Origin of the sequence: Phaeobacter sp. JH20_08 (genome assembly GCF_048056635.1) — a bacterium.
Classification (GTDB): Bacteria; Pseudomonadota; Alphaproteobacteria; order Rhodobacterales; family Rhodobacteraceae; genus Phaeobacter; species Phaeobacter bryozoorum.
The window spans coordinates 99,641-124,626 of record NZ_JAYMVV010000006.1; the positions used below are offsets into that span (position 1 = coordinate 99,641).

The window sequence follows — 24,986 nt, forward strand, 5'->3', positions numbered from 1 at the left end:
ATCAAACAGCCCCCCGGCGGATCCGGGGGGCTGTTGTGTTTCTGGATTAACCGAACTCAGCGATCAGCGCGGATCAGTTGACCGGTTTGGCGTCCAATTCGCGGGTATTGTTCGAGGTGATCTCGATCCGGCGCGGTTTCAGCGCCTCGGGCACCTCGCGCTGCAGGTCGATATGCAGCATCCCGTCGGAGTGGCTGGCGCCGGTGACGCGCACGTGGTCGGCCAAGGTGAACCGGCGCTCAAACGCGCGGGTCGCGATACCGCGATGCAGGTAGGTGCGGTCGCTGTCATCCTCGGATTTCTTGGCCGAAACGACGAGCGCGTTTTCCTTCACCTCGACACCCAGATCGGCTTCGGAGAAGCCCGCAACGGCAATCGAGATCCGATAGGCATCAGCGGCGGTTTTTTCGATATTGTAAGGGGGATAGCTCGGCTGCGCGACATCAGAGCTGAGTGCACGATCCATCAGGTCGGCGATCTGGTCAAAGCCAATGGTGGCCCGGTGCAGCGGTGCAAAATCAAAACTACGCATGTGTCATCCTCATCAGTGAGCGATTTCAACCTGCCCTCCCAATCGGGACGGGCGTCTGAAGCGTCGGACCCCGTTCATCGGCGATCCGAACAGCACTGAGATAAGGACTGGAATTGCCGGTTCAAGAGGGCGTTCACCCACTGGGGCGCACAAATTTCTCAGCTTTCATCCGGTTGCCGACAGCCGCCAAAATGCGCCTGAACCGCCGATCTACCGACCGGCTGCGGCCAGCGGCGCGAAATCTCATTGCTTGATGAACTTGGCCCCTGAGGTCGTACCCCGTTCGCCCACAGTTACACGCCCGACACCGGGCGGCATCTGGCCACCGATCCGGCTTCCGGCCAGCTGCGCGCGCAACAGCGCCAGTTCCTCAGCCAGGGCGGCCCCGAGCGCAACCTGCTGGCCTGAGACCTCGGCCTTGGCAGAGACGACCGACACGATCTTGGGCCGACCGGCATCAAAGGAAAACACCGGCGCACCGGAGGAGCCGTAGTCCACATCGCAGGACATCACCAGCACCCCCTCCTGCCGGGCCATGACGGCACAGACATCCTGAAGCGACGGCGCCTCCGATCGGTCATGCGCATAAGAGACAACGCCAATCCGGGCGCCTTTCTCCGGGCGCTGGTCGGTTTCAAACGGGGTCACTGTGGTGTTGCGGATCGGTCTCTGCAGCTGCAGGAGTGCGATATCGTTGCGCACCCTGTCGGTCGACACCTTGCCATCGTAGATGTAGCTTGGATGGATCACCGCCTGACGCACGCTTCGGTAGGCCGAGGCCCGACCATTGCGCCACCCGGCTAGAAATTCGATGGTCTGCGGCTCGATCCGGGTGCGGCTGTCGCGATCATAGAGGCAATGCGCTGCCGTCAGCACCAGATCCGGCGCGATCAGCGCACCGGTACAGAACCCTTCGCCATTGACGTCCAGCCGACCAACCGCCTGCCAGTCACGGCCCGCCTCTGTGGTTTCGAGGCGCTGGAGACGGCTGTCATCGGCAAGCGTTGCCGAGGGCACAGCAAGGCTCGACAGCGCAGCTGCCAGCGACAGCACCAGCTGCCTGATCCGTATTCCCGCGCTCATCATTTCGCCGCCCCATGTCCCAATCGCTCGCCTCCGAGGGTAAGCACTGCTTGGGGCAAAATTACGGCAAGCGGACGTGGAATGCACCCGGGCAGTTTAGCGCCTGCGGCGGCTTCTTGCCGACCGCATCAGCGCAAGATCGGGATCTCACCGGCCCGTGTGTCAGTGACGCTACCGCCCAGCTGGAGCGCGCGCGGCTTGGGCCCGCCTGTCGCCCAGTCCAACAGCTCAACAGTGTGCACGATAGGCAGCTCAGTACCCGATCCGATCTGCATCATGCAGCCAATATTCCCGGCCGCGATGAGGTCCGGTTTCTTCGCCTCAAGCGTCTTGACCTTGCGCGCCTTCAGCTCTGCCGAAATTTCCGGCTGCATCAGATTGTAGGTTCCGGCCGACCCGCAGCACAGATGTGGATCCGCAGGTTCAACAATAGAGAAACCTGCCCGTTTCAGAAGGGTCTTGGGGTGGGTTTTGATCTGCTGGCCATGTTGCAGTGAACAGGCCGCGTGATAGGCCACGATCAGCTGCTTGTCCTCACCTTCTGGCAGTTCCAGCTGCATCAGCAGTTCCGATATGTCCATGGCAATGGCCGACACCCGCGCCGCATCTGCCGCCAGAGGATCATTTCGGAACATATGCCCGTAGTCTTTCACCGTCGTGCCGCAACCGGAGGTGTTGATCACAATCGCATCGAGGCCCTTCCAGTCCATCTCTGTGCACCAGGCGCGGATGTTCTTGGCAGCGGTGGCATGGCTTTCGTCTTCGCGACCCATATGATGTGTCAGCGCCCCGCAGCACCCCCCCCCTTCGGCGACGACAACCTCGCAGCCGAGACGGCGTAACAGGCGGATGGTGGCATCATTGATATCGGTGTTGAGCGCCTTCTGCGCGCACCCGGTCATCAGGGCCACGCGTTTCTTGCGCGGTCCAATTGGTGCAAATCGCTGCGGATCATCGTTGCGGCTGACCGGCGGAATGCGCTTCGGCGCCATGTCCAGCATCGCCCGCAATCGCGCGTCAGGCACAAATGCACGAAACGGCCGTGCCAGCTTCGCCCCGACGAGCGCCAGCCGGAAGCGGCCGGGATAGGGCAGGATCCGCGCCAGCAGCCAGCGCAGGGCACGATCGCTCCAGGGCCGGTCATAGTGTTTTTCGATATAGGCACGGGCGTGATCGACGAGATGCATGTAATGCACACCCGACGGGCAGGTCGACATGCAGGCGAGGCAGGACAGGCAGCGGTCGATGTGCTTCACCGTCTTGGCGTCGGGCTTGCGCTCGTTCTCCAGCATGTCCTTGATCAGATAGATCCGTCCGCGCGGGCTGTCCAACTCATCGCCGAGAACCTGATAGGTCGGGCAGGTTGCCGTGCAAAAGCCGCAGTGCACACAGGTCCGCAGAATCTCATTGGCCCGCTGGGTGCCGGGATCGCGCAGTTGCTCTTCGGTAAACGTGGTTTGCATGATCTACCCCATCAGTCCCGGATTAAGAATGCCGCGCGGATCGAACTGCTGGCGCAGCCCCGCAGATATCGCGCCAAGCGTGGCAGGTTGCGGATGAAATTGTCCCAGCTGCTGCCGGGTTTGAGCAGACGCCCGCACCAGCGTTGCATGGCCTGGCACGCCGATCCGCGCCCGCAGGTCAGTCCCCTCGGGCACCAGCGCCCAGATCAGCCCGCCGCCCCAGTCAAACTGCAAAGCCTCCGCCCGCAGCGCGGGCGCCAGCGCCACCGCGTCGGAGGGTTTCACCGAAATACGCCAGACATCGCCCGGTTTGTCGTGGAAAGTTGCCACATCGCGAACCCCCTCCCACAATGCGGTGCTCTCACCAAGAGAGATCTCCGGGGCGCCAAATCCAGCCAACTCCTTCGCCAGGGCTTCGGCACGGTAGGCAACGGAGGCCTCAAACCCCTCAAGCCGGATATAGGCCCTTCGCGCATCCGGATCATAGGCGGCCCCGGTCACATCATAAGGAGAGCCCAGCGCAAGCGACATGGCCGCCACTGCTGTTGCCAGATCGGCGACGTCAACCGCCACGGTTCCGCAGGCTTCAGCCTTGGGCAAGACTTTCAACGACAGCTCACTCAGCACACCCAGAGTGCCATGGGCACCGGCCATCAGCTTGACCAGATCATAGCCGGTGACATTCTTCATGACCCGGCCACCGTTGCTCAGCACGTCACCGCGGCCGTCCACAAACCGCACCCCCAACAGGAAATCGCGCGCCGCACCACATTGGATGCGGCGGGGACCGGAGATATTGGCGGCAAACACACCGCCCATAGTGGGCGCGCCGTCGGTTCCAAGCAGTCCGCGATGGTCCATCGGCTCAAAGGCAAGGCGCTGGTTTTCACCTGCCAGTATCTGCTTTACCTCCTCAACCGGTGTGCCCGCCTGCACAACAAGCGTCAACGCTCCCGGCTCGTAAAGGGTGACACCGCTCAACCCCGCGACCGACAGCGGCGCGCCGTTGTCGGCGATACCACGGGTGCCGCTGCCTCGGATACTCAAAGGCCCCTTGGCCCCCGCAATAATCTCGGCCAGTTCGGCCTCACTCTGAGGTGTCATGATTTCACCTTTTCAAAAATACTCTGGGGGTGTGGGGGCAAGGCCCCCGCAACAGGCCCGCATCGGGGCCTGTCGACTACCATCAGTTACTGAGCCGCGATTGCGGGCGCGCGTCTGCTTTGCGTCGTGGACAGCGGGAATACTTTCGCCGGGTTGAGCAGCCATTTCGGATCGAACACATCTTTCACCCGCAGCTGCGCCTCGATATCGGCGGGCCGGTACTGATGCAGCATCAGATCGCGCTTTTCGATCCCCACGCCATGCTCTCCGGTGAGGCATCCGCCCACCTCCACGCAGAGCTTCAGGATTTCGGCACCAAAGGCTTCGCAGGTCTCCAGATCGCCGGGCTTGTTGGCATCGAACAGGATCAGCGGGTGCATATTGCCATCGCCCGCATGGAACACATTGGCGACGTCCAGTCCGAACTCCCGGCTCATTTCCCCAATGCGGCGCAGGACAAGCGGCAGCGCGGTGACAGGGATCGTGCCATCCAGACACATATAGTCGTTGATCTGCCCCATCGCCCCGAAGGCCGATTTTCGGCCCAGCCAGATCCGCGCGGCCTCGTCGCTGTCACGCGCCTCGCGCAGCTCCACCGGATTGTGCGAACGGGCTATCTCGGTGATCAGGCTCAGCTGGAGGTCAATTTCCGCGTCGCTACCTTCGACCTCGATGATCAACAGCGCCTCGCACATCGGGTAACCCGCCTTGGCAAAGGCCTCGCAGGCCTCGATGCAGGGCCGGTCCATGAATTCGATCGCAACCGGCAGAACCCCTGCCCTGATGATATCGCTGACGCAGGCCCCCGCCACCTCGTTGCTGTCATAACCGATCAGCACCGGGCGCGCGCCTTCGGGTTTGCGCAGGATCCGCAGGGTCGCCTCGGTCACCACGCCCAGCTGCCCTTCACTGCCGCAGATCACACCCAGCAGATCCAGCCCGCCCGCATCCAGATGGGCGCCGCCGATCTCGACCACGGTGCCATCCATCATCACCATGGTGACACCCATGAGGTTGTTGGTGGTCACACCGTATTTGAGACAATGCGCGCCACCGGAGTTCATCGCGATATTGCCGGCGATGGCGCAGGCCAGCTGCGAGGACGGATCAGGAGCATAGAAGAAATCCTGTTCCTCCACCGCGCCCGAAACACTCAGGTTGGTGCGACCGGTTTGCACCCGGATAATGCGGTTGTCGTAATCCGTTTCCAGCACCGCGTTCATCCGCGCGACGCCCAGAAGGACACAATCGGCCGTTGGCAGCGCCCCGCCGGCCAGCGACGTCCCGGCCCCGCGCGGGACCACCGGCACGCCTGCCTCGTGGCAGATCCGCAGCACATCCGAGACCTCTTGCGTGCTCCGCGGCAGCACCACCAGCATCGGCGGGCATTTGTAGGCGGTCAGCGCATCACATTCGTAGGCCCGCGTCTCTGCGGGATCTTCGACCAGCGCATCCGCAGGCAACACAGCAGAAAGACGCGAAACAAGTTCAGCCTTGCGCGACAGGACGGTCTGATCCGGGGCTGGCATCTCCATGGGGCTCTCCTGTGGATTGCTAAATTTGGTAAACTAATATTACCAATTATCCGATCTGGCAAGCCCCGAGTTCCGGAGGTAGGGTCGAGCCATGACACTGCCTGACCGTATCGCCCTGTTTTCGCCCCTAGATCTGGCGGCCTGCCTGTTGTTGATGCTCTGCTGGATCGGCATCGGCTGGCGCATTGAACACGCCACTTCGGAGCATCCCTCGGTCTCTGGCCTGATGGCCGAGTTCCGCCATGCCTGGATGATTCAGATGGTGCAGCGTGATCCCCGCATCTTCGACGCCCAGCTGATCGCAAATCTGCGACAAGGCAGCGCGTTCTTTGCCTCTGCCTCGATGATCGCCATCGGCGGAGGGCTGGCACTGATCGGCAATACCGATCAACTGGCCGGTGTGGCGCAGGATCTCAGTCTGGAGAGCGCGCCTGCCTTTGTCTGGGATGTCAAAATCCTTTTGGTGCTGTTGCTGTTGTCCAATGCGTTCCTGAAATATGTCTGGGCGCATCGGCTGTTCGGCTATTGTTTTGTGCTGATGGCCGCTGTGCCCAATACCGACGCCGACCCCCGTGCCTATCCCCGCGCGCGACAGGCAGCAGACCTGAGCATCACCGCCGCGCGCAGTTTCAACCGCGCCATGCGGTCCACCTATTTCGCGCTCGCCGCCGTCGCATGGCTGATCGGACCATGGGCGCTGGTTGCGGCGACAATCGTGACCTTTGCGGTGCTTTATCGGCGGGAATTTGCCTCGCAGTCCCGCCAGATTCTGCAGCGGGTCCCGGCAAACGCGACCCCACCCTTAAACGAACCCTCAGGATCCGCTGCCAACACAGAGTTGTGACATTACCGCGGCAGGCTTCGGACCTATACTCGCGCCATGACAAAACTCTTCGCCTTGCTCGTGGCGGTAAGCCTGCCTGCGGCGGCGCTGGCCGATGATCCGCAAATAACTGATGCTGCCGCGCAGCAGACAGCTGGCAGCTGGCGCATCAGCGTCACCCTGCGCCATCCCGATACCGGCTGGGGTCACTATGCCGACGGCTGGCGGGTGCTCGATATGGACGGGAATGTGCTGGGCCTGAGGGAACTGGCGCATCCGCATGTCAACGAACAGCCATTCACCAGATCACTGGCCGGGGTGGCGATACCAGACGGGCTGGACAGCGTCCTCATTCAGGCGCGCTGCAATGTCGACGGCTGGGCTGAGACAACATATACGCTCCGCCTGACCTGCACCTCATGCTGAACGCCGCGCGGTGGCCGGTGCCTGCGCACCAGACGCGATGCGCCTGCTAAACCCGGTGATAGGGGCTGCCCGCCAGTATGGTTGCGGCACGATAGACCTGTTCTGCCAGCAGCACCCGCACCAGCATATGCGGCCAGACCATCTTGCCTAATGAAATTGAAAAATCGGCTTCGGCGCGCAGGCTCGGATCAATGCCGTCCGCCCCGCCGATCACAAAGGCAACATCCTGACGGCCGGTATCGCGCCAATCAGACAGACGTTTGGAGAAATCCGGCGAGCTGAGCAGCTTGCCACGCTCGTCCAACACGCAGATGACAGCCCCCTTGGGGATTGCCTTGCGCAGCAGTTCCGCCTCAGCGGCCATGCCTGCGTTTTTCTTGTCCTCAACTTCAACGATCCGGCAGGGACCCAGACCCAGCGCACGACCGGTACGGTCAAAACGCTCGATATAATCGTCGATCAGCTGCTTTTCCGGGCTGGCCCTGAGGCGCCCGACCACACAGAAATGGAGTCGCATGAGGAACTTTCGATACGGGTCCGCGCCAGACGCAAAGGACGAGCTGCGCGGACCGATCTCTTGGAACCGGATCCCGTCGCTGGATCAGTTCTCGCTCTGGGCTGGTGACGTGCCTGCGGGCAGCCACATTTTTTCGAGCTGATAGAATTCGCGCACTTCCGGGCGGAACAGATGGACGATGATATCGCCGGTATCGATCAGCACCCAGTCGCCGGTGTCCTTGCCTTCGACCTTGCAGACCATGCCATAGTCTTGCTTCAGGCGGTCGGCCAGCTTTTCAGCCATCGACGCCACCTGACGGGTCGAGCGACCCGAGGCGATGACCATATGGTCGCCAATAGCCGTTTTGCCGCGCAGGTCGATCTGCACAACATCTTCGGCCTTGTCGTCATTCAGCGAGGAAAGAACACGCGCCAGCAGCTCGTCGCTGGTTGGCTGTGATGTGGTAGCCATTACGGCCACTCCGCGACCAGCATCTGGGGCCGCCTGAGGTTCGGGTGACAGGACATTGTCCTCCTTGTAGCGCGCCGCCGGTCCCCCGGCGCTGGGGTTGAGTTAATGTAGCAAGCTACAAGCGGTTTTTCAATGAAGCTTGATGGTCGGCGGCTATGCGTCTTGTGCAGGCGTGAAAGCAGCGCGAAACGCATGGTCGTGCGGCCGGGTGATGTCAGTCCTGAATTGGCCGCGCGGCGGCTTCTGGGCCTGCCCCCGAACCATCCACTGTGCCGCCGCCCCGCCGTGCCTCCGTATCCTGCATTGCGACCGGCAGTGCGTCGTTCAGGACGCGCACTTCCCGTTGTGGGAAAGGTATGGAGATTCCGGCGCCTTTAAAGGCGTCCCAGAGCGCCAGATAGACATTGCCGCGAATATTCGTCAGACCGCCGGTCGGATCGCTGATCCAGAAACGCAGGACGTAATCCACGCTGCTGTCGCCAAAGCCGACGATGTGGCAGACGGGGGCACGCTTGCCACCGCTGAGCACCCGACCCACCGTTTTTGTGGCCTCGATGGCGACGCGGCGCACCTCATGCGGGTCATCATTGTAACCGGTGCCAAAATTCAGATCGAGCCGTACGAATCGGTCCGAATGGGACCAGTTGACCACCTGGCTGGTGATAAAATCCTCGTTCGGGATCAGATATTCACGCCCGTCGCGGGTCACCACGGATACGTAACGGGCGCCAAGCGCATTGATCCAGCCAAAGGTCTCGCCCAGCGAAATCACATCACCCGGTTTGATCGACCGGTCCATCAGGATAATGATTCCCGAGACCAGGTTCGACACTACTTTTTGCAGGCCGAACCCGATACCGACACCGATCGCGCCGGACAGGACTGCAAGCCCGGTAAGATCGAATCCGATGGCGCGAATGCTGAACAGCAAAGCCAAACCATAGAGCACAACCTGCACAGCCTTGCCCATCAGGACCTGCATCGACGGCGAGATATCCTCGTTCCGGCGCAAGCCACCGGCTGCGGCCTGCGTCCCGAGCCGCGCCATCGTCAGCAGCACCGCCCCCAGAACACAGGCTTTCAGGACCGCAAGCAACGACAGGTGCATGGACCCGATATCCAGCGCGACCCCATCGAGGAACTGCGCCACGTCATCGACAAGGTTGAGCGCGACCAGCGTGGCGTAGATCCACAGCGACCATGTCACCAGACGGCGCAATGTCCGGTTATGCACGAATCGGGCCAGAAACCCGATCATCAGCCAGGCCACCCCCAGCGTTGCCGCAACACCGATCAGGTAACTTCGCGAGGGCCAGGTCATCTGCTGCATGACGACATAGGTGCCCCAGCAAAGAATAACGAAGTAAATCAGGGTGATGCGCCGCAGTACCTGCACCAGAACCCGCAAGCGCCACTTGGGCCAGCCGCTTCTGGATCTGGCCCAGCGGTCCCAGCCCGGCTGCGTCACGAGCCTCAGAACATAGGCGACGATGAAGAGACATATGATGATGGCGATCTGATACTGCCGCCAGCCGGGCGTCAGCCCCAACTCCACGACATGCAGGATCTGATCCCAAAGCGTGACCACCGTTGCTGGCAGTTCCAGTTCTTCCATGACGCGCCTCCTGCTTCTCAGGATGCCGATAGAGACCTGCCAAAAGCAAGGGGTCGCGGCCAGGCCTGTCAAAGATTTGGTTGTTTTTGCAACGCGGTAGGTCCGCCCACCCGGCGACAGGAGCTTCATTGACCGCCATTGGCACGACGCGCGCCGGGCGAATGGCACGGTCATGACGGGCTGGCCGCTCAGAACGAATCTTGATTGCCGTGGCGTAGCGCGGTATCCCAGCGCTCATGACGCTCGTTTTGGCCCATCATATCGAACTGCAAGACCGCGCGCGCCTGCGCGAACGGTTCTTTGGCGCCGCCCGCACGGTTCTGGCGCGGCTATAAGGCTGCCGCCAAGCCCTTTTGCCAGCTACATTCCAAAAACTACGGGAGAGGACTCATGTCCCCCAAGACGCTCTACGATAAAATCTGGGATGCGCATGTCGCGCATGAAGCAGAGGATGGCACCTGCCTGCTCTATATCGACCGCCACCTGGTTCACGAAGTGACCAGCCCGCAGGCGTTCGAAGGCCTGCGCATGGCGGGCCGCAAAGTGCACGCGCCCGAGAAGACCATCGCGGTGCCGGACCATAACGTGCCGACCACGCTCGACCGCGCCAAAGGCATCGAGAACGAGGAAAGCCGTATTCAGGTCGAGGCGCTCGACAAGAACGCCCGCGAATTCGGCGTGCATTACTACCCGGTGGATGACGTCCGCCAGGGCATCGTGCACATTGTCGGCCCGGAACAGGGTTGGACCCTGCCCGGCATGACCGTGGTCTGCGGCGACAGCCACACCGCCACCCACGGTGCCTTCGGCGCGCTGGCACATGGCATCGGCACCTCAGAGGTGGAGCATGTGCTGGCCACCCAGACGCTGATCCAGAAAAAGTCCAAGAACATGAAGGTGGAGATCACCGGCAAGCTGAAGCCGGGTGTGACTGCCAAGGACATCACCCTGGCGGTGATCGGCGAGACCGGCACCGCCGGCGGCACCGGCTATGTCATCGAATACTGCGGTGAAGCGATCCGCGACCTGTCGATGGAAGGCCGCATGACCGTCTGCAACATGGCAATCGAAGGCGGCGCTCGCGCGGGCCTGATCGCACCGGACGAGACCACCTTTGACTATGTCAAAGGTCGCCCGCACGCCCCGAAGGGCGCCCAGTGGGAAGCGGCGCTGAACTGGTGGAAGACGCTTTACACCGACGAGGGCGCTCATTTCGACAAGGTCGTCACCCTGAAGGGCGAAGATATCGAGCCGGTTGTGACCTGGGGCACCAGCCCTGAGGACGTGCTGCCGATCACCGGCGTGGTGCCGAACCCCGAGGATTTCGAGGGCGGCAAGGTTGAAGCCGCGCGCCGCTCGATCGAATACATGGGGCTGACCCCCGGCCAGAAGCTCACTGACATCGAAATCGACACCGTGTTCATCGGCTCCTGCACCAATGGCCGCATCGAAGATCTGCGCGCTGTTGCCGAGGTGGTGAAGGGCAAGAAGATCAAGGAAGGCATGCGGGCGATGATCGTACCGGGTTCCGGTCTGGTGCGCGCTCAGGCCGAGGAGGAAGGCCTGGCCGAGATCTTTGCCGAGGCCGGGTTTGAATGGCGCCTTGCGGGTTGTTCCATGTGTCTGGCTATGAACCCCGATCAGCTGTCCGAGGGCGAGCGTTGCGCCGCCACTTCGAACCGCAATTTCGAGGGGCGTCAGGGCTACAAGGGCCGCACCCATCTGGTGTCGCCTGCCATGGCTGCCGCTGCCGCGCTGACCGGCAAGCTGACCGATATTCGCGAGCTGATGTAAGGAATACGCCCAATGGATAAGTTTCAAAAACTCACCGGCGTCGCCGCACCGATGCCGCTCGTCAATATCGACACCGACATGATCATCCCGAAGGTGTTTCTGAAGTCCATTCAGCGCACCGGGTTCGGCAAGAATCTGTTCGATGAGATGCGCTACAACCGCGACGGGTCTGAGATTGCGGATTTCGTGCTGAACAAGCCGCAGTATCGCAACGCCGAGATTCTGGTTGCAGGCGACAACTTTGGATGTGGCTCCTCGCGCGAACATGCGCCCTGGGCGATCAAGGATTTCGGTATCAAATGCGTGATCTCGACCTCCTTTGCGGACATCTTCTACAACAACTGCTTCAAAAACGGGATCCTGCCCATCGTATTGCCGCAGGAGCAGGTTGATCTGCTGATGAAGGACGCGGAGAAGGGTGAGAATGCCCGTATGACCGTGGATCTGGAAGCACAGGAAATCACCACCTCCGACGGCGAAGTCGTCGCATTTGAAGTCGACGGTCACCGCAAGCACTGTCTGCTGAACGGGCTGGATGATATCGGCCTGACCTTGGAAAAATCCGCGTCCATCGCCAGCTTTGAAGACAAGGCCGCGCAGGAGCGCCCCTGGGTCTGACCCGACGGTTCAAACCGACTATGCACAGAAAAGCCGCCCCGCATGGGCGGCTTTTTCAATGAGGCGGATCGCGGGCGAAAATCGGCAAACTCGAGGTTTCAACGATTTTCTGGCAGCCACTCGATCGCCTGGCCATGCGGGCCGGTCCAGGCCAGCGGATGGCCATTCTGCGTCAGCAGAAACATATTGTCCCGCACCGGTCCCGCACGGTCCGCAAACTGCGGGAAGACCCGCGTACCCTCGTTGCTGATCCAGATCGCCCCGCTGTTCAACATCATTTCCGCGAAGGCGTCGCGCTGGCCCTGATCGGCAACATAAGTCACCACCGCTGTATGAAAGACGACAACCGTCGCCTCGGAAGGTGCCTTGGCAATTAGAGCAGGCAGATCCTGGGTCAGATCCCCGGCGACAATCGACGGAGGAGCCTTCCTGGCAACGGCGATAGCGGCGCGCAGCCTGTCGAGGCGCGACTGATGTTCGGGCCATATCAGGTGTTCGAGCCAGCGGACATCCGCCTTGCAATTGACATCAAGCGGGTTCAGATCCAGCCCCGCGCGCCAGATGATTTCGGGATGCGCCCGCGGCAAAGGTGTACCGGGTGACGCATTGCAGATCATCACAGGGGCACGGACCCCGATTTGCTGCGACGGCGGCAGCTGATAACGTTCCCAATCATAGCCATAGTAGTCCGGCAACAGACAAAGCCCTGCGGATGCTCCGACCTCAATCAGGGCAATCGGTCCCGTGATCTGGGCCAATACGGGCAACAGGACCGCACAGCGTCCCGGCTCGTTCGTCTGGGTTGTCCGGCACAGCATCACGGCTGCGATATCATCCCCCTGCTTGTGGATTGCCCTATCCAGCCGGTCATCGCATGGGATATCGCCTGTAACCGAACGCAGTGCCGCGAACAGCAGATTCGGTTGCTGGCGATCCGCAGGGAGCGCTGACAGGAACGCCAGACAGCGCGGCGAGCGGGCTACCTGCAATGCAAGCCGTTCGTAAATCAGCGACTGGCCTGCAGCCTCCACCTGCGCGAATCTGGTGTAACGTGCGGCAATCTCGCTGGTCATGGCTCCCCCGGTCAGATGGTGCGGCGGTTGTCAGTGCGCTGACTGGACTGAGCTGCGTCCCCTCGTCCCGTGAAACGATTCTACTAGCCCTTTACGGCTGACATTCCACAATATCTTGTGAAGAAGTCGATAAGCCATTGTTTTCATTGCAACTCAAGATATGCAACTGATGCAAACCGGCACCAGTCTGCGACCCAAAGTACACGGAAGGATCCCAAATCACGTCATCAAACTTGAGCAAATTCCCGCTGACAGGCAGAAATAAGGCAGAAATGAGGCAGCGCTCGGCAGCAACGTTTCACCAAGAAACGACTCCGAGCATCAAGTTGGAACAACGGCACGGCAATGCACCGGCCAGTCCAGTTTGAAGGGATCGAAGCGTGATTGCACGGATTACAGGCGCGGCCATCCGCGGCATCTTTGTTGCATTGTTGATCGCAATGCCATCGCTGTTGTTGCCGGATACGGCAACCAGATCACCGGAGGTGATTGCCCTTCTTGCGATCCTCGCAGCGGCGCTGACTTTTGCCGAATATTTCTCAAGCTACCCCAGTTTCGTCGAGTTTCGCGAAGCCCCGCCGCTGAACCGAATGCGGTTTATCGCCTTGGCGCTGATTGTCATCCTGGTCAGTCTGCTGGCGCGCCACCCGATCGAGGCAACAGCCCTGACGTCGCTGGTGCATGGGCTGGCGTCCTGGTTAGGAACTACGCTGGATTTTGCCTTTTCCCCCGTCCAGCTTATCGGGTTGATGATGCCAGCGCATGTGGAGCCTGAACTGGTGACCCGGGTGATGGCAGCGGCAGCGCTGACCTATATCGTTGCACTGCTTGCGATCACTGGTTTTGCTTTGGCGATCCGGCTTTATGACTGGCCGCTCGGCAATGGGCCATTCAACGTCTGGACAAATCTGCCGCTCTTCGACCCGACAACCGGCGGCGATGTGGTCGAACGACTGCAACGGGATGCGCGCATCAATATTGTTGGCGGGGTGCTTTTTCCCTTTGCGCTCCCGGCCGTTGTGAAACTGGCCTCGGGCCTGGTCGATCCCGGTCTTTTGTCCGCCCCGCAGACGCTGGTCTGGGTCGTCGCCGCCTGGGCGTTTGTGCCTACCTCCATGGTGATGCGCGGTCTTGCCATGCTGCGCGTCTCCGACCTGATCGCACAGAAGCGCCGCGCCGCTTACGCCAGTTCCGAGGCGTTGCAGACCGCATGAGAGCGCTGGCCACCCTGCTGTTGGCCGCCCTCTTTCCGCTGATTTGTCATGCCCAGCCCCAGGTCAAGCCACTGATCCGTATCGCCAGTTTCAACACCGAGCTGTCGCGCAAGGGGCCGGGTTTATTGCTGCGCGATCTGCGCCGCGGCGAAGATCCACAAATCACCGCCATTCTGGACAGCCTAAGTGCGGCAGAGGCTGATATCCTGCTGTTGCAGGGCATTGATTGGGATCACGATGGTCACGCCATCGCCGAGCTGCGCGATCAGCTGGACAAACGCCTGCCCCGCTATGATCACATCTATGCCCCACGTCCCAATAGCGGGGTGCACACCGGGCTGGACATGGACGGAGACGGGGAGCCTTCGACCGCCCGGGATGCGCAGGGCTATGGCCGGTTCACCGGACAGGGCGGGCTTGCGTTGCTGTCGCGGTTTCCGATCCTGCATGCCAAGGCGCGCGATCTCTCCGATCTGCTGTGGCGGGATCTTCCCGGAGCCATCCTTCCTGCCCACCCCGATGGTCGTCCGTTTCCCAGCCCACAGGCGCTAGCGATCCAGCGCCTGCCAAGCACCGGCCATTGGATCGTCCCGATCCTGTTGCCCGATGGTTCTGAACTGTCTGTCCTGACCTTTCAGGCGACACCGCCGCTGTTTGACGGCCCTGAGGGTCGTAACGCGTTGCGCAACCGGGATGAGATCCGGCTCTGGCAGGTGTTGCTGGATGGCCGGCTTGGCCCCGTTCCCCCCGAACCCTGGGTTATCGCTGGCGGTGCGAACCTTGATCCCGACCGGGGGGCTGGCTATCGGCAGGCCATTGCAGATCTGCTCCGCGACCCAAGACTACAGGACCCACGCCCGGTGGATCAGACCGGAGGCGCGGAAACCGTAAACTGGGGCAGATCCGGCCGTATGCGCGTAGACTATATCCTCCCGTCACAGTCTGCGCAGGTCGTCGCCTCGGGACTGATATGGGCCGAAGACATCGCGGATCGCTATAGCGGTTCTGAGCGCCCTGCCAGCCGTCACGCTCTGGTCTGGACAGATTTGCAAATCCAGAACTAAGGTCACGGCAACAAGATGGCGCGGGAACCGCCCTCTCAGCCATAAAAACAAAGCGATGGCGCGCTATATGCGCCCGGAACATTGACCCACGGGCGATGTGCCGTTACCCCCGGCTGCAAGCTTTCAAGGAGTATCCCTATGTCCAACCCATCGATTCTGATTCTGCCCGGCGACGGGATCGGCCCCGAAGTCATGGCCGAGGTCCGCAAGGTCATTACCTGGTATGGCGAAAAGCGCGATCTACAGTTCGATGTGAGCGAGGATCTGGTCGGTGGTGCCGCCTATGACGTGCACGGCAAACCGCTGGCGGATGAGACCATGGCAAAGGCGCAAGAGGTCGACGCTGTCCTGCTGGGCGCCGTGGGTGGCCCGAAATACGACGATCTCGACTTCTCTGTGAAGCCGGAGCGTGGGCTGCTGCGCCTGCGCAAGGAGATGGATCTCTACTCCAACCTGCGCCCGGCGCAGTGCTTTGACGCGCTGGCGGATTTCTCCTCGCTGAAGAAGGATATCGTCGCGGGTCTCGATATCATGATCGTGCGCGAACTGACCTCCGGCGTCTATTTCGGCGAGCCGCGCGGCATCTTCGAAGAGGGCAATGAGCGCGTCGGCATCAATACCCAGCGCTATACGGAGTCGGAGATCGAGCGCGCCGCCCGCTCTGCGTTCGAACTGGCGATGCGCCGGAACAGGAAACTCTGCTCGATGGAAAAAGCCAACGTGATGGAATCCGGCATCCTGTGGCGCGAGGTGGTGACCCGCGTTGCTGCGGACTATCCCGAGGTCGAGCTGTCCCACATGTATGCCGATAATGGCGCCATGCAGCTGGTGCGCGCACCCAAGCAGTTTGACGTGATCCTGACCGACAACCTGTTCGGTGACATCCTGTCCGACTGTGCTGCTATGCTAACCGGCAGCCTGGGCATGTTGCCCTCTGCGTCCCTTGGCGCACCGATGGCCAATGGCCGTCCGAAAGCGCTTTACGAGCCGGTTCATGGCTCCGCCCCGGATATCGCGGGCCAGGGCAAGGCCAACCCGATCGCCTGTATCCTCAGCTTTGCCATGGCGCTGCGCTACAGCTTTGATCAGGGCGCCGAGGCTGATCGTCTTGAAGCGGCGGTCGAAAAAGTCCTTGCTGATGGCCACCGCACCGCCGACCTGCTGGGCGAAGAAGGCGTATCGCCGATCAGCACCTCGGACATGGGCGATGCGATCATCGGCGCCCTCGACGCGAGCCTGTAAGGTTTCGGTCCATTGATCAGCGCGAGGGCCATATCGGGCCCTCGCAGCACCGTAGCCAGCCCTCGCCGGACCTTCATATCCGCGGTGCAGGAGGCCGGCGAACCAAGAGCGTGCGGCTCCATGCGCGCGAACGGGTTTTAGTATTTTCCTGATAATGTTAGCGCTATAGTGCAAAAGCTCCCCGCCCTGTTGCGCTTAGTCGGATTGTCCCATGAACATAAAAGCCGCCCTGCTTGCTCTTTTGGCCTATGCGATATTTTCAACCCACGACGTGGTGGTAAAGGTGCTTGGCGCAGATGTGTCGCCGATTCAGCTGGTGTTCTTCAGCAGTCTTCTGTCATTTCCGCTGCTGGTACTAATGCTGGTCAAGGATGCAACCCAAGGCCACCTGCGACCGGTCCACCCCTGGTGGATGACGGCACGGTCGGCGACGATGGCGGTGATTCCGGCCAGCGCCTTTTATGCGTTTTCAGAGCTGCCGCTCGCCGAGACCTATGCCCTGCTATTTGCCACGCCGCTTCTGATTACACTGCTGTCGATCCCGATTCTGGGCGAACGTGTCGGCTTGCCACGGCTGGCGGCCGTTGTGGTCGGGTTCATCGGCGTTATGGTGGTTTTGCGCCCTGGTGCGACCAGCTTTGGCCTCGGTCATGCGGCGGCGCTCTTCGCCGCACTCTGTGCGGCCTTCCAATCGGTTGTACTGCGTAAAATCAGCGCCGACGAACGCCGGGTGGTATTGATGATCTACCCGATGCTGATGACCTTTGCGGTTATGGGCCTGGCTCTGCCGCTGGTCTACGTCCCGATGGATGGCGTGACCTTCAGCGGGATCGCGGTCGTCGCTCTGTTCGGGTTTTGCGCGACCCTACTGACGGTCAGCGCCTATACCATTGGCGAGGCGGCGATTGTCGCCCCCATGCAATATTCACAGATCATCTGGGCAACGATATTCAGCGTGGTTCTGTTCAATGAAAAGGTCGACCTGATGACACTGGTCGGTGCCGCGATAATTATTGCCAGCGGCATTTTCATCGTGTTGCGCGAAGCGTTTGGCGGGCGTTCGCATAACACCCCGGTCCTGCGCACCCGGACCCGTGGGTACACGGCTGGCGGCACCAATGTGTCGCTCATGCTGAAACGGCAAAGCCCGGAGAAACCGGCGGAATAGGGCTTGCATATCCAGCCGCTGCCGTGTAATTCCGCGCCACGGTCGGAGCGTAGCTCAGCCTGGTAGAGCACTGTCTTCGGGAGGCAGGGGCCGGAGGTTCGAATCCTCTCGCTCCGACCAAATATAAAGGCGCCCTGGGGCGCCTTTTATGTTTTTCGGGCTTGGTCTGAACAGGTCAGCCGCCGTTTGTCGCAAAACACATGAAGAGGCCGGCTCCTCCGGTCATCGCAAGCGCCTCCATCGAGCAGCCGCGCGAGTCATGCGCCGCATTCCAAGATGTATTGCCGCCACCATGCCGGTCATGATGCCCAACCGTTGCACTGCCCTCGCCGGAGCTGGTCCAGTTGCTGCAAGTTTTGTCGCCTTCCATCCACGGGAAATAGGCCGTGCCGTCAGCCATGGTCCCTGTCAGCAGGTCATGAACATTTGGCTTGTCACCACGCCCGTTCACCAGATTGCCGTTTTCATCCAGCCCTGTGGATTTGACGATATTCGGATTGAGGTGCAGCTCATCAAGGTTGGCGGCAATCTGCACCCCTTTGGCGTTATGCCAGGGGCCGCTTCCGATCCGGTCACGTGCCGAGATACCACGCTTGCCCTCTTCCTGGGTACTGAGATAGGCGCGCCAAGTTTTGCCAGTGACGCCTGCCGCCTCGGCGAGATTGGTGCAATGGGCGTCGGCACCCTCAAGCCCACCCAGATCGCCGCCTTTTCCCGAACCGACGCTGGTCACGAAGAAGCTCATGCTGGTGTCCTGGGCGAGTGCCGCCGGGCTGGCAGCTAAAAGCAGCGGAATAGCGGTGAGTGCTGCTTTGGCAGCGGCTTTGGTTGATATCATATCGGTCTCTCCCTGTTGATCGGACCAAGAGAGGCGAGATGCACAATATTGAGATCACGCAAACAGGCCCTCGCCCCCCGTGTCCAAGGTATTCAGGTAGAGGCCGACGGAAGATTTTCAAATGAGCGGTTGGCGGCGCCGCTCGCGGGAGATGCACATCTGCGTGATCCAATGGCGCGCAAGCCGTCGCGCCGCCGATAAACGATCCTAACCGAACCCCCACCACAAAAGAACAGAGAGGCCGCCACGGGGTGCGCGGGCGGCCTCTCGGAGGCATGTGCAGACATGTGGCTCTAATCCGCCCGATAGGCCCGCCGCCGACGTTGGCGTGCTGCAATCAACCGTGCAGACGTTTCAGAAGCTCGCTCAGAGACGCTTTTTCACCAGCGCTGTATTTCGCCACGCGGCTGCGCCAAAGTGTTGCCTGCGACCGCAGGATCAGACCGTCGGACATCAGCTTCAGATGGTTTGCCCGCAGGGTCTCCCCCGTTGATGTGATATCTGCGACCATTTCGGCGGTCTCGTTCTTGACGGTCCCTTCGGTCGCGCCCTGGCTATCAACCAGCTGATAGTCAGCCACACCGGCATCCATCAGGAATTCCCGTACCAGGCGATGGTATTTCGTGGCGATCCGCAACCGATGGCCGTGTTTGGCCCGAAACGCCGCTGCGACCGCGTCCAGATCGTCGATGGTCTCGACATCCACCCAGATCTGCGGCACAGCAAGGATCAGGTCAGCGTGACCAAAGCCGAGGCCTGCAATCTCTTCGACCTGCTGTTCCCAGAGCGGTAGTTTTTCCTGCACCAGATCAGTACCGGTGACGCCCAGGTGAATCCGCCCCGCTGCGAGTTCGCGCGGCATCTCACCGGCAGACAGCAGCACCAGATCAATGCCGTCAATCCCATCAACCGCACCGGCATATTCACGATCTGACCCGGTACGCGACAGGATGATGCCGCGTTTGGCAAACCATTCGAAGGTCTTTTCCATCAGCCGTCCCTTGGACGGCACACCAAGCTTCAGGCTCATGATTGTGCCCCTTCCAAGAGCAGCATCAGATCAGGACGAACGACGCCGCCGACGGCGGGGATCTCTGCTCCCTGCCCCAGCTGCCGTGTCAGCGCGTCATAGCGACCGCCGCTGGCAATCACCGGCAGATCGGGTCGCGCGTCGGCGTAAAACCCGAACACGAAACCATCGTAATACTCCATTGATGTCCGCCCGTAGGAGGCTTCGAAGTCAAGGCTGTCCACATCGATGCCTCGGGCTTTCATCGCGGCTGTCCGGGCGTCCAGCCGGTCAAGCGCCGGGTTGATCGCTGGCAGATCCACGGCGATATCGCGCAGCTGTTCCGAGGCATAGGGGATAGTCTCCCGCACCGCCATCAGCGCCTCAAGCGCGGCCAGCTCGTTCTCTGCAATCGGCGGGGCGGCTGCATCCGCACGCAATGCATCGACGCGCGCATCCACCTCCGCCGGGCGGCGTTTGCCAATCGCAGGCACTTGCCCGGTCAGAACGCCTTCGGTCGACAACAGCTTGCGACGGCTTTCGGCGACAGGGACGCGGCCAGCAAACTGGTCAAGCATCGCCCGGAACCGGCGCGGCCGCCAGATGTGGCGCATGAGCGCAGCCTTGCGCAGCCTGGTGGTGTTGAGCCCCTCCACCGCAGCCATCAGGATACCGATATCTCCGGTAGCCGCACGCACCGGCAAATCACGAAGCTGGAGCGCAATCAGCGCAAAAACTTCAGCATCAGAACCGGCGGCATCGTTGCGTTCGAAGACCTCATAGCCAACCTGAAGATATTCATTGGCGCGATCCTCGTCATGTTCCTGACGGCGGAACACATCGCCCGCATAGGTGTAACGCGCCGGTTCGGCGCCATGGCTCATGTGCATCTGCACCACCGGCACGGTGAAATCGGGGCGCAGCATCTGTTCCCCGCGCAGCGCATCGGAGGTCACATAGGCACGGGCGCGAATGTCCTCGCCATATAGGTCCAGCAGCGTTTCGGCAGGCTGTAGAAACGGCGGCTCGACCACCCTTGCCCCGGCGGCCTCGAAACTCATGCGCAGCCGCGCGGCCAGCGACAGAGCGCTCAGACGATAACCCATGGTTCAGCCCTGCCCTGCAAGGATTTCGCGCACCTTGGCGACCAGATCACCGCGTGGCACCTCAAACTGGCTCGGACGCTCTTTCCACTCTTCGAGGGTGGCGTTCTCGGCAATCTGCGCGCCGAGGATCAAATCCTTGATCTGCACCACACCGCGATCTTTTTCCTCGCCGCCTTCGATCACCGCTATGGGCGAGTTGCGCTTGTCCGCGTATTTCAGCTGATTGCCGAAGTTTTTGGGATTGCCAAGATAGACCTCAGCCCGGATGCCTGCATTGCGCAGCTCGGCCACCATGGTCTGGTAGTCCGCCATACGCGCCTTATCCATCACCGTCACCACAACGGGGCCGGTGGTCTTTGCCTCGATCCGGCCTTTCTCGCGCAGCGCGGCCAAGAGCCGGTCAACACCGATGGAGACGCCGGTCGCCGGGACTTCCTGACCCGTGAACCGCTTCACCAGATCGTCGTAACGCCCACCGCCCGAAACCGAGCCGAACTGCCGTTTACGGCCCTTCTCATCCAGAATCTCGAAGGTGAGTTCGGCCTCGTAAACCGGGCCGGTATAATAGCCGAGGCCACGCACGACCGAAGGGTCGATATCGATGCGGTCGGCGCCATACCCACCAGCGGCCAGCAGATCGCCGATCTGCTCCAGCTCGGCGACTCCCTCCGCGCCAATCGCACTACCCCCAATGGCGGCGCGCAGGTTGGCAAGGGTCTTGGCGGCGTCAGCGCCCTTGGAGGTCAGGAACGCCAGCACGGGTGCTGCCTGGTCATCGGTTAGGCCAACGCCGTCGATGAAGGCGCCGGAGGCATCCAGACGCCCCTTGGTCAGCAGCTCGCGGACACCAGCCTCGCCCACCTTGTCGAATTTGTCGATGGTGCGCAGCACGTCGTCGCGTTTGCTGTCGCCCGCCTCAAGGCCCATCGCCTCAAGCACGCCATTCAACACCTTGCGGTTATTCACCCGCACCAGATAGTCACCGCGCGGAATGCCGACAGTTTCCAGCGTGTCGGACAACATCGCGCAGATCTCGGCATCGGCGGCCATGGAGGCGGTTCCAACGGTATCCGCGTCGCACTGGTAGAACTGGCGATAGCGGCCCGGACCCGGTTTCTCGTTGCGCCAGACCGGCCCCATCGCATAGCGGCGGTAAGGCGTCGGCAGATCATTGCGGTGCTGGGCATAGACCCGTGCCAGCGGAGCGGTCAGGTCGTAGCGCAGCGCCATCCAGTCGCCGTTGCCGCTTTCGTCATATTCCTGCCAGGCAAAGACACCCTCGTTCGGGCGATCGACATCGGGCAGAAACTTGCCCAGTGCCTCAACGGTTTCCACCGCCGAAGACTCCAGCGCATCAAACCCGTAATGATGATAGACACCCGCAATGGCCCGCAACATCTCGCTGCGCTGGCTCACCTCTTCGCCGAAATAGTCACGGAAGCCCTTCGGCGTGATCGCCTTGGGGCGGGGCTGTTTCTTGACTTTGGCCATCTTGGCCTCCTCGGGGTGTCAAATGGGTCAGATACTCGCCCGGCGGTCTAGCCCAAGGGCGGCCCAACAGCAAGGCGGCAGAGCGCGCAGGCCCTATGGCCGTGCCGTTGTTGCCTGATCTCCATGCAACCCAAAGCGGCGGCGTTGGCACAACCGAGCATGGACCCTGCACGCAACTGCCCCTATGACAGCGGCAGACCCGAAGGGAGAAACCGATGCAACATCTCGAAGAACAGATCGCCCACCTGACGCGCACCGTCGATGAGCTGAGCGATGTGGTCAACCGGCAGCAATCCGAGATTGACCGGCTGACCCATCGTGTCGCCATGCTGTTTCAGCGGGAAGCTTCACGCGAGCAGGACGGTGGCGGCGGGGTTGTCATTGGCGACGAACGTCCTCCGCATTATTGATCTCTCCCTCAGTCGGCGCCTGTCGCCCACGCCTGTGCTTAGCGCTCCTTCGACGTTGGCGAGGGTCTGAAAGACAGCAGCCGCAGCGCATTAAGCGTCACCAGGACCGTGGCGCCAGTGTCGGCGAGAATCGCGATCCACAGGCCCGTGATCCCCAGAACCGATGTCACGAGAAACACGCCTTTCAGCCCCAGTGCCACAGCAACGTTCTGGCGAATATTCGTCAATGTGGCGCGCGACAGGCGAATAATGCCGATCACATCGCTGACCCGGTTGCGCAGGATCGCGGCATCTGCGGTCTCAAGGGCCACATCGGTGCCAGACCCCATAGCGACACCAACCTGCGCTGTCGCAAGCGCGGGCGCATCATTGATGCCATCGCCGACCATCATGACCTGACCACGCTGTGTCAGCTCTTGCAGGGCCGCTACCTTGTCCTGCGGCATCAGCTCTGCACGGTGATCAATCCCCAGCTGGCCGGCGATGGCGGCTGCCGTGCGGGCATTGTCCCCTGTCAGCATCGTTGCTGTGATCCCCATCTGTCGGAGCGCGCGCATCGCTTCCACCGCATCTTCGCGCGGCTCGTCCCTGAGCGCGATCAATCCATATAGAACCTCGTCGCTGAACAGGGCGACAACGGTCTTCCCCTCGGCTTCAAGCTCGGCAGCCTTCACCATGGAAGCCTGCGCCATCACACCTGTTTCTGCGGCAAAGCGCGGCGATCCGACGGTGATGACAACTGACCCGAGCTTGGCAGAGGCCCCCTTCCCCGGCACCGCGTGGGCTTCCTGCACCGGCGGAATATCTACCCCGGCTTCGACAGCTCGAGCATAGATCGCCTCGGCCAGAGGGTGGCTCGACTCCCGCTCGACCGCTGCGGCGAGTTGCAGAACGCTGCCCTCACTGCCCTGAACCACAACGATATCGGTGACCTGAGGTCGCCCACAGGTCAGCGTGCCTGTCTTGTCGAATGCAACATCGGTGGTGCGGGCGGCGGCCTCGATCACTGCGCCCCCTTTCAGAAGCAGACCATGGCGCGCACCGGACGACAGCGCCGAAGCGATGGCAGCGGGTACGCTGATCACCAGGGCACAGGGACACCCGATCAACAACAGGGCAAGGGCGCGGTAGATCCATGTGTCCCAATCCATCGCGAAGACCATCGGCGGCACCAATGCGACCAGCAGCGCGATACCCACGATGATCGGCATATAGATCCGGCTGAAGCGGTCGATGAAACGCTCTGTCGGCGCACGGGCGCTTTCCGCCTCTTCCACCAGCCGGATAATCCGCGAAATGGTGTTGTTGGCTGCGGCGCGGGTCACCCGCACCCGCAGCACCGCCTGGGTGTTGATTGATCCGGCAAAGACTTCGGATCCCGGTTCCTTGAGGCTGGGCACGCTCTCGCCCGTCACCGGACTTTCGTCGACGCCCGAGATACCGTTGATCACTTCGCCATCCGCAGGCACGCGGTCACCTGGGCGCACCACGACAATCTGCCCCTCCCGCAGGCGATCTGCGGCGATCTCCTCCAGGGTGTCACCACCTTCAAGCAGCGCCGTCTTTGGCACCAAATCCGCAAGCGCCCGGATACCATCCCGCGCCTTGTTGGCAGCCAGACCTTCGAGCATCTCACCCACGGCAAAGAGAAACACCACCAGTGCTGCCTCTTCGGCAGCACCGATAAACAGGGCGCCAATCGCTGCGATCGACATCAGCATTTCAATGGTAAAGGGCATCCCCGCCCGCAGCATCGCAAAGGCACGCCGCGCCACAGGAGCCACTCCGATCAGGGTCGCCAGCATGAACGCCCAGAGACCAACCGTAGGCGATGCCAGCAGCTTAATGCTCCAGGCCAGCGCCAGCAGCAGCCCCGTCACCAGCAGTAATTGCCCCTTGGCACTGTGATACCAAGGCGGGGCCACTGCATCGGCGGCATCGGCGTGCTGTACGCCGCCACAGCAGGGCGCAGAGGTGCCAGCTGGTGCAGTGCTGCTTGCCGTGACACCAAACCCCAGCCCGCGCACCGCCTTCTCGACGGCCATCACCGAGCCTTGGCGTGGATCAAGCTCCAGGCGCAGCCGCTCCGACATCATGGCGACCTCGACGCCGCTGACACCCGGCAGTCGCTCAACCGCGCCACGCACCTTGGTCGCGCAGGACCCACAGTCCATTCCGGTTACCCGCCACTCCAGCTGCTCAATCGCATCCCTAGCCATTCCAATGTCACCTTTTTTTTGTCATCACATCGTGTCGGCTGCTTATGTAATTGCTACAGCAGCTGGAGCTTCAAGCGCTTTCTTCAGAAAAATCTGATCCGAAAACAGCAGTATTCGGGATGTGCCGCAACGGTCTTCTTGGGGCCGGGCAGAAAGCCGCTAGGCTGACAGCAAGGTCGCGACATCATC

At 61.6% G+C, this 24,986-nt stretch carries 24 protein-coding genes and 1 tRNA gene; 11 read left to right on the forward strand and 14 right to left on the reverse strand.

What is annotated here, in order from left to right; translation table 11 throughout:
- Nucleotides 1-73 precede the first annotated feature (73 nt).
- The 5 genes from VWY75_RS07560 to VWY75_RS07580 form a co-directional block, all read right to left on the reverse strand.
- Nucleotides 74-532, reverse strand: coding sequence for an Hsp20 family protein (locus tag VWY75_RS07560; protein ID WP_416538240.1), 459 nt, complete (start codon nt 530-532; stop codon nt 74-76).
- 243 nt (nt 533-775) lie between these two features.
- Nucleotides 776-1,615 (reverse strand): trypsin-like serine peptidase, encoded by an 840-nt coding sequence (locus VWY75_RS07565; protein ID WP_340546846.1) that lies wholly within the window; start codon nt 1,613-1,615, stop codon nt 776-778.
- A 128-nt stretch (nt 1,616-1,743) separates the two neighbouring features.
- Nucleotides 1,744-3,078 carry a glycolate oxidase subunit GlcF gene (gene glcF / locus VWY75_RS07570; RefSeq protein ID WP_416538239.1) on the reverse strand — a complete coding sequence of 445 codons (1,335 nt, stop codon included), beginning with the start codon at nt 3,076-3,078 and terminating at the stop codon, nt 1,744-1,746.
- A gap of 3 nt (nt 3,079-3,081) precedes the next feature.
- The gene (locus VWY75_RS07575) at nt 3,082-4,182 is read right to left on the reverse strand and encodes an FAD-binding protein (RefSeq protein WP_416538238.1); all 1,101 of its coding nucleotides are present in this window, start codon (nt 4,180-4,182) and stop codon (nt 3,082-3,084) included.
- 86 nt (nt 4,183-4,268) lie between these two features.
- Nucleotides 4,269-5,717, reverse strand: coding sequence for an FAD-linked oxidase C-terminal domain-containing protein (locus VWY75_RS07580; RefSeq protein ID WP_340546754.1), 1,449 nt, complete (start codon nt 5,715-5,717; stop codon nt 4,269-4,271).
- 91 nt (nt 5,718-5,808) lie between these two features.
- Between VWY75_RS07580 and VWY75_RS07585 the strand changes: the two genes are divergently transcribed.
- Nucleotides 5,809-6,561 carry a DUF599 domain-containing protein gene (locus tag VWY75_RS07585; RefSeq protein WP_416538237.1) on the forward strand — a complete coding sequence of 251 codons (753 nt, stop codon included), beginning with the start codon at nt 5,809-5,811 and terminating at the stop codon, nt 6,559-6,561.
- Between the two features lie 36 nt (nt 6,562-6,597).
- A complete protein-coding gene (locus tag VWY75_RS07590; RefSeq protein WP_416538236.1) occupies nt 6,598-6,966 on the forward strand; it encodes a hypothetical protein in 369 nt (122 codons plus the stop codon).
- Nucleotides 6,967-7,012: 46 nt separating this feature from the next.
- On the opposite strand, the gene rlmH is transcribed toward VWY75_RS07590, so the two are convergent.
- The 3 genes from rlmH to VWY75_RS07605 all read right to left on the reverse strand — a co-directional run bounded on the left by rlmH (nt 7,013) and on the right by VWY75_RS07605 (nt 9,551).
- On the reverse strand, nt 7,013-7,483 hold the full coding sequence (rlmH, locus tag VWY75_RS07595; RefSeq protein WP_416538235.1) for a 23S rRNA (pseudouridine(1915)-N(3))-methyltransferase RlmH: 471 nt from the start codon (nt 7,481-7,483) through the stop codon (nt 7,013-7,015).
- A gap of 84 nt (nt 7,484-7,567) precedes the next feature.
- A complete protein-coding gene (rsfS, locus tag VWY75_RS07600) occupies nt 7,568-7,936 on the reverse strand; it encodes a ribosome silencing factor (RefSeq protein ID WP_340546750.1) in 369 nt (122 codons plus the stop codon).
- Nucleotides 7,937-8,150: 214 nt separating this feature from the next.
- On the reverse strand, nt 8,151-9,551 hold the full coding sequence (locus VWY75_RS07605; protein WP_340546749.1) for a mechanosensitive ion channel family protein: 1,401 nt from the start codon (nt 9,549-9,551) through the stop codon (nt 8,151-8,153).
- 236 nt (nt 9,552-9,787) lie between these two features.
- Between VWY75_RS07605 and VWY75_RS07610 the strand changes: the two genes are divergently transcribed.
- Genes VWY75_RS07610 through leuD form a run of 3 tightly spaced genes read left to right on the forward strand, consistent with a single transcriptional unit; the run spans nt 9,788 to nt 11,963 of the window.
- A complete protein-coding gene (locus tag VWY75_RS07610) occupies nt 9,788-9,886 on the forward strand; it encodes an isopropylmalate isomerase (RefSeq protein ID WP_241770621.1) in 99 nt (32 codons plus the stop codon).
- 55 nt (nt 9,887-9,941) lie between these two features.
- Nucleotides 9,942-11,345, forward strand: a complete 1,404-nt coding sequence (leuC, locus tag VWY75_RS07615) for a 3-isopropylmalate dehydratase large subunit (RefSeq protein WP_416538234.1) — start codon at nt 9,942-9,944, stop codon at nt 11,343-11,345.
- Nucleotides 11,346-11,357: 12 nt separating this feature from the next.
- Nucleotides 11,358-11,963, forward strand: coding sequence for a 3-isopropylmalate dehydratase small subunit (leuD, locus tag VWY75_RS07620; RefSeq protein WP_340546747.1), 606 nt, complete (start codon nt 11,358-11,360; stop codon nt 11,961-11,963).
- Between the two features lie 98 nt (nt 11,964-12,061).
- Here leuD and VWY75_RS07625 read toward each other — a convergent pair whose 3' ends face one another.
- The gene (locus tag VWY75_RS07625; protein WP_416538233.1) at nt 12,062-13,036 is read right to left on the reverse strand and encodes a DUF2332 domain-containing protein; all 975 of its coding nucleotides are present in this window, start codon (nt 13,034-13,036) and stop codon (nt 12,062-12,064) included.
- A 380-nt stretch (nt 13,037-13,416) separates the two neighbouring features.
- On the opposite strand from VWY75_RS07625, the gene VWY75_RS07630 reads away from it, so the two are divergent.
- The 5 genes from VWY75_RS07630 (at nt 13,417) to VWY75_RS07650 (ending at nt 17,844) form a co-directional block, all read left to right on the forward strand.
- Nucleotides 13,417-14,250, forward strand: coding sequence for a hypothetical protein (locus VWY75_RS07630; protein ID WP_416538232.1), 834 nt, complete (start codon nt 13,417-13,419; stop codon nt 14,248-14,250).
- Nucleotides 14,247-15,314: an endonuclease/exonuclease/phosphatase family protein gene (locus VWY75_RS07635; RefSeq protein ID WP_416538231.1), complete on the forward strand. Its 1,068-nt coding sequence runs from the start codon at nt 14,247-14,249 to the stop codon at nt 15,312-15,314. The genes VWY75_RS07630 and VWY75_RS07635 overlap by 4 nt, the downstream gene beginning before the upstream one ends.
- 138 nt (nt 15,315-15,452) lie before the next feature.
- Entirely contained in the window at nt 15,453-16,556 is a 1,104-nt protein-coding gene (leuB, locus tag VWY75_RS07640; RefSeq protein ID WP_416538230.1) for a 3-isopropylmalate dehydrogenase, read from the forward strand.
- 211 nt (nt 16,557-16,767) lie between these two features.
- Nucleotides 16,768-17,724: a DMT family transporter gene (locus VWY75_RS07645; RefSeq protein WP_416538229.1), complete on the forward strand. Its 957-nt coding sequence runs from the start codon at nt 16,768-16,770 to the stop codon at nt 17,722-17,724.
- A gap of 43 nt (nt 17,725-17,767) precedes the next feature.
- Nucleotides 17,768-17,844 (forward strand) — tRNA-Pro (locus VWY75_RS07650).
- Nucleotides 17,845-17,899: 55 nt separating this feature from the next.
- Here the strand turns inward: VWY75_RS07650 and VWY75_RS07655 are convergent.
- From VWY75_RS07655 to hisS, 4 genes are all read right to left on the reverse strand, one after another.
- Complete coding sequence (locus tag VWY75_RS07655; RefSeq protein ID WP_416534599.1) at nt 17,900-18,562, reverse strand: hypothetical protein; 663 nt, start codon at nt 18,560-18,562, stop codon at nt 17,900-17,902.
- 337 nt (nt 18,563-18,899) lie between these two features.
- The gene (gene hisG, locus VWY75_RS07660) at nt 18,900-19,592 is read right to left on the reverse strand and encodes an ATP phosphoribosyltransferase (protein ID WP_340546740.1); all 693 of its coding nucleotides are present in this window, start codon (nt 19,590-19,592) and stop codon (nt 18,900-18,902) included.
- The gene (locus VWY75_RS07665) at nt 19,589-20,677 is read right to left on the reverse strand and encodes an ATP phosphoribosyltransferase regulatory subunit (RefSeq protein ID WP_416538228.1); all 1,089 of its coding nucleotides are present in this window, start codon (nt 20,675-20,677) and stop codon (nt 19,589-19,591) included. The genes hisG and VWY75_RS07665 overlap by 4 nt, the downstream gene beginning before the upstream one ends.
- A 3-nt stretch (nt 20,678-20,680) precedes the next feature.
- A complete protein-coding gene (hisS, locus tag VWY75_RS07670; protein WP_416538227.1) occupies nt 20,681-22,168 on the reverse strand; it encodes a histidine--tRNA ligase in 1,488 nt (495 codons plus the stop codon).
- A 215-nt stretch (nt 22,169-22,383) separates the two neighbouring features.
- Here hisS and VWY75_RS07675 point away from each other — a divergent pair, with 215 nt between their 5' ends.
- A complete protein-coding gene (locus VWY75_RS07675) occupies nt 22,384-22,578 on the forward strand; it encodes a SlyX family protein (RefSeq protein WP_340546737.1) in 195 nt (64 codons plus the stop codon).
- Between the two features lie 38 nt (nt 22,579-22,616).
- On the opposite strand, the gene VWY75_RS07680 is transcribed toward VWY75_RS07675, so the two are convergent.
- Complete coding sequence (locus tag VWY75_RS07680) at nt 22,617-24,797, reverse strand: heavy metal translocating P-type ATPase (RefSeq protein ID WP_416538226.1); 2,181 nt, start codon at nt 24,795-24,797, stop codon at nt 22,617-22,619.
- Nucleotides 24,798-24,986: the final 189 nt, after the last annotated feature.

Coding starts and splice junctions, on each gene's coding strand:
- VWY75_RS07645 (WP_416538229.1), top strand. CDS start 16,768: ATGAACATAAAAGCCGCCCTGCTTGCTCTTTTGGCCTATGCGATATTT.
- VWY75_RS07585 (WP_416538237.1), top strand. CDS start 5,809: ATGACACTGCCTGACCGTATCGCCCTGTTTTCGCCCCTAGATCTGGCG.
- leuB (WP_416538230.1), top strand. CDS start 15,453: ATGTCCAACCCATCGATTCTGATTCTGCCCGGCGACGGGATCGGCCCC.
- rsfS (WP_340546750.1), bottom strand. CDS start 7,936: ATGGCTACCACATCACAGCCAACCAGCGACGAGCTGCTGGCGCGTGTT.
- VWY75_RS07665 (WP_416538228.1), bottom strand. CDS start 20,677: ATGGGTTATCGTCTGAGCGCTCTGTCGCTGGCCGCGCGGCTGCGCATG.
- hisG (WP_340546740.1), bottom strand. CDS start 19,592: ATGAGCCTGAAGCTTGGTGTGCCGTCCAAGGGACGGCTGATGGAAAAG.
- VWY75_RS07680 (WP_416538226.1), bottom strand. CDS start 24,797: ATGGCTAGGGATGCGATTGAGCAGCTGGAGTGGCGGGTAACCGGAATG.
- VWY75_RS07560 (WP_416538240.1), bottom strand. CDS start 532: ATGCGTAGTTTTGATTTTGCACCGCTGCACCGGGCCACCATTGGCTTT.
- VWY75_RS07610 (WP_241770621.1), top strand. CDS start 9,788: ATGACGCTCGTTTTGGCCCATCATATCGAACTGCAAGACCGCGCGCGC.
- leuC (WP_416538234.1), top strand. CDS start 9,942: ATGTCCCCCAAGACGCTCTACGATAAAATCTGGGATGCGCATGTCGCG.
- leuD (WP_340546747.1), top strand. CDS start 11,358: ATGGATAAGTTTCAAAAACTCACCGGCGTCGCCGCACCGATGCCGCTC.
- VWY75_RS07580 (WP_340546754.1), bottom strand. CDS start 5,717: ATGGAGATGCCAGCCCCGGATCAGACCGTCCTGTCGCGCAAGGCTGAA.
- VWY75_RS07605 (WP_340546749.1), bottom strand. CDS start 9,551: ATGGAAGAACTGGAACTGCCAGCAACGGTGGTCACGCTTTGGGATCAG.
- VWY75_RS07655 (WP_416534599.1), bottom strand. CDS start 18,562: ATGATATCAACCAAAGCCGCTGCCAAAGCAGCACTCACCGCTATTCCG.
- VWY75_RS07675 (WP_340546737.1), top strand. CDS start 22,384: ATGCAACATCTCGAAGAACAGATCGCCCACCTGACGCGCACCGTCGAT.
- VWY75_RS07625 (WP_416538233.1), bottom strand. CDS start 13,036: ATGACCAGCGAGATTGCCGCACGTTACACCAGATTCGCGCAGGTGGAG.
- rlmH (WP_416538235.1), bottom strand. CDS start 7,483: ATGCGACTCCATTTCTGTGTGGTCGGGCGCCTCAGGGCCAGCCCGGAA.
- VWY75_RS07565 (WP_340546846.1), bottom strand. CDS start 1,615: ATGAGCGCGGGAATACGGATCAGGCAGCTGGTGCTGTCGCTGGCAGCT.
- VWY75_RS07590 (WP_416538236.1), top strand. CDS start 6,598: ATGACAAAACTCTTCGCCTTGCTCGTGGCGGTAAGCCTGCCTGCGGCG.
- hisS (WP_416538227.1), bottom strand. CDS start 22,168: ATGGCCAAAGTCAAGAAACAGCCCCGCCCCAAGGCGATCACGCCGAAG.
- glcF (WP_416538239.1), bottom strand. CDS start 3,078: ATGCAAACCACGTTTACCGAAGAGCAACTGCGCGATCCCGGCACCCAG.
- VWY75_RS07635 (WP_416538231.1), top strand. CDS start 14,247: ATGAGAGCGCTGGCCACCCTGCTGTTGGCCGCCCTCTTTCCGCTGATT.
- VWY75_RS07575 (WP_416538238.1), bottom strand. CDS start 4,182: ATGACACCTCAGAGTGAGGCCGAACTGGCCGAGATTATTGCGGGGGCC.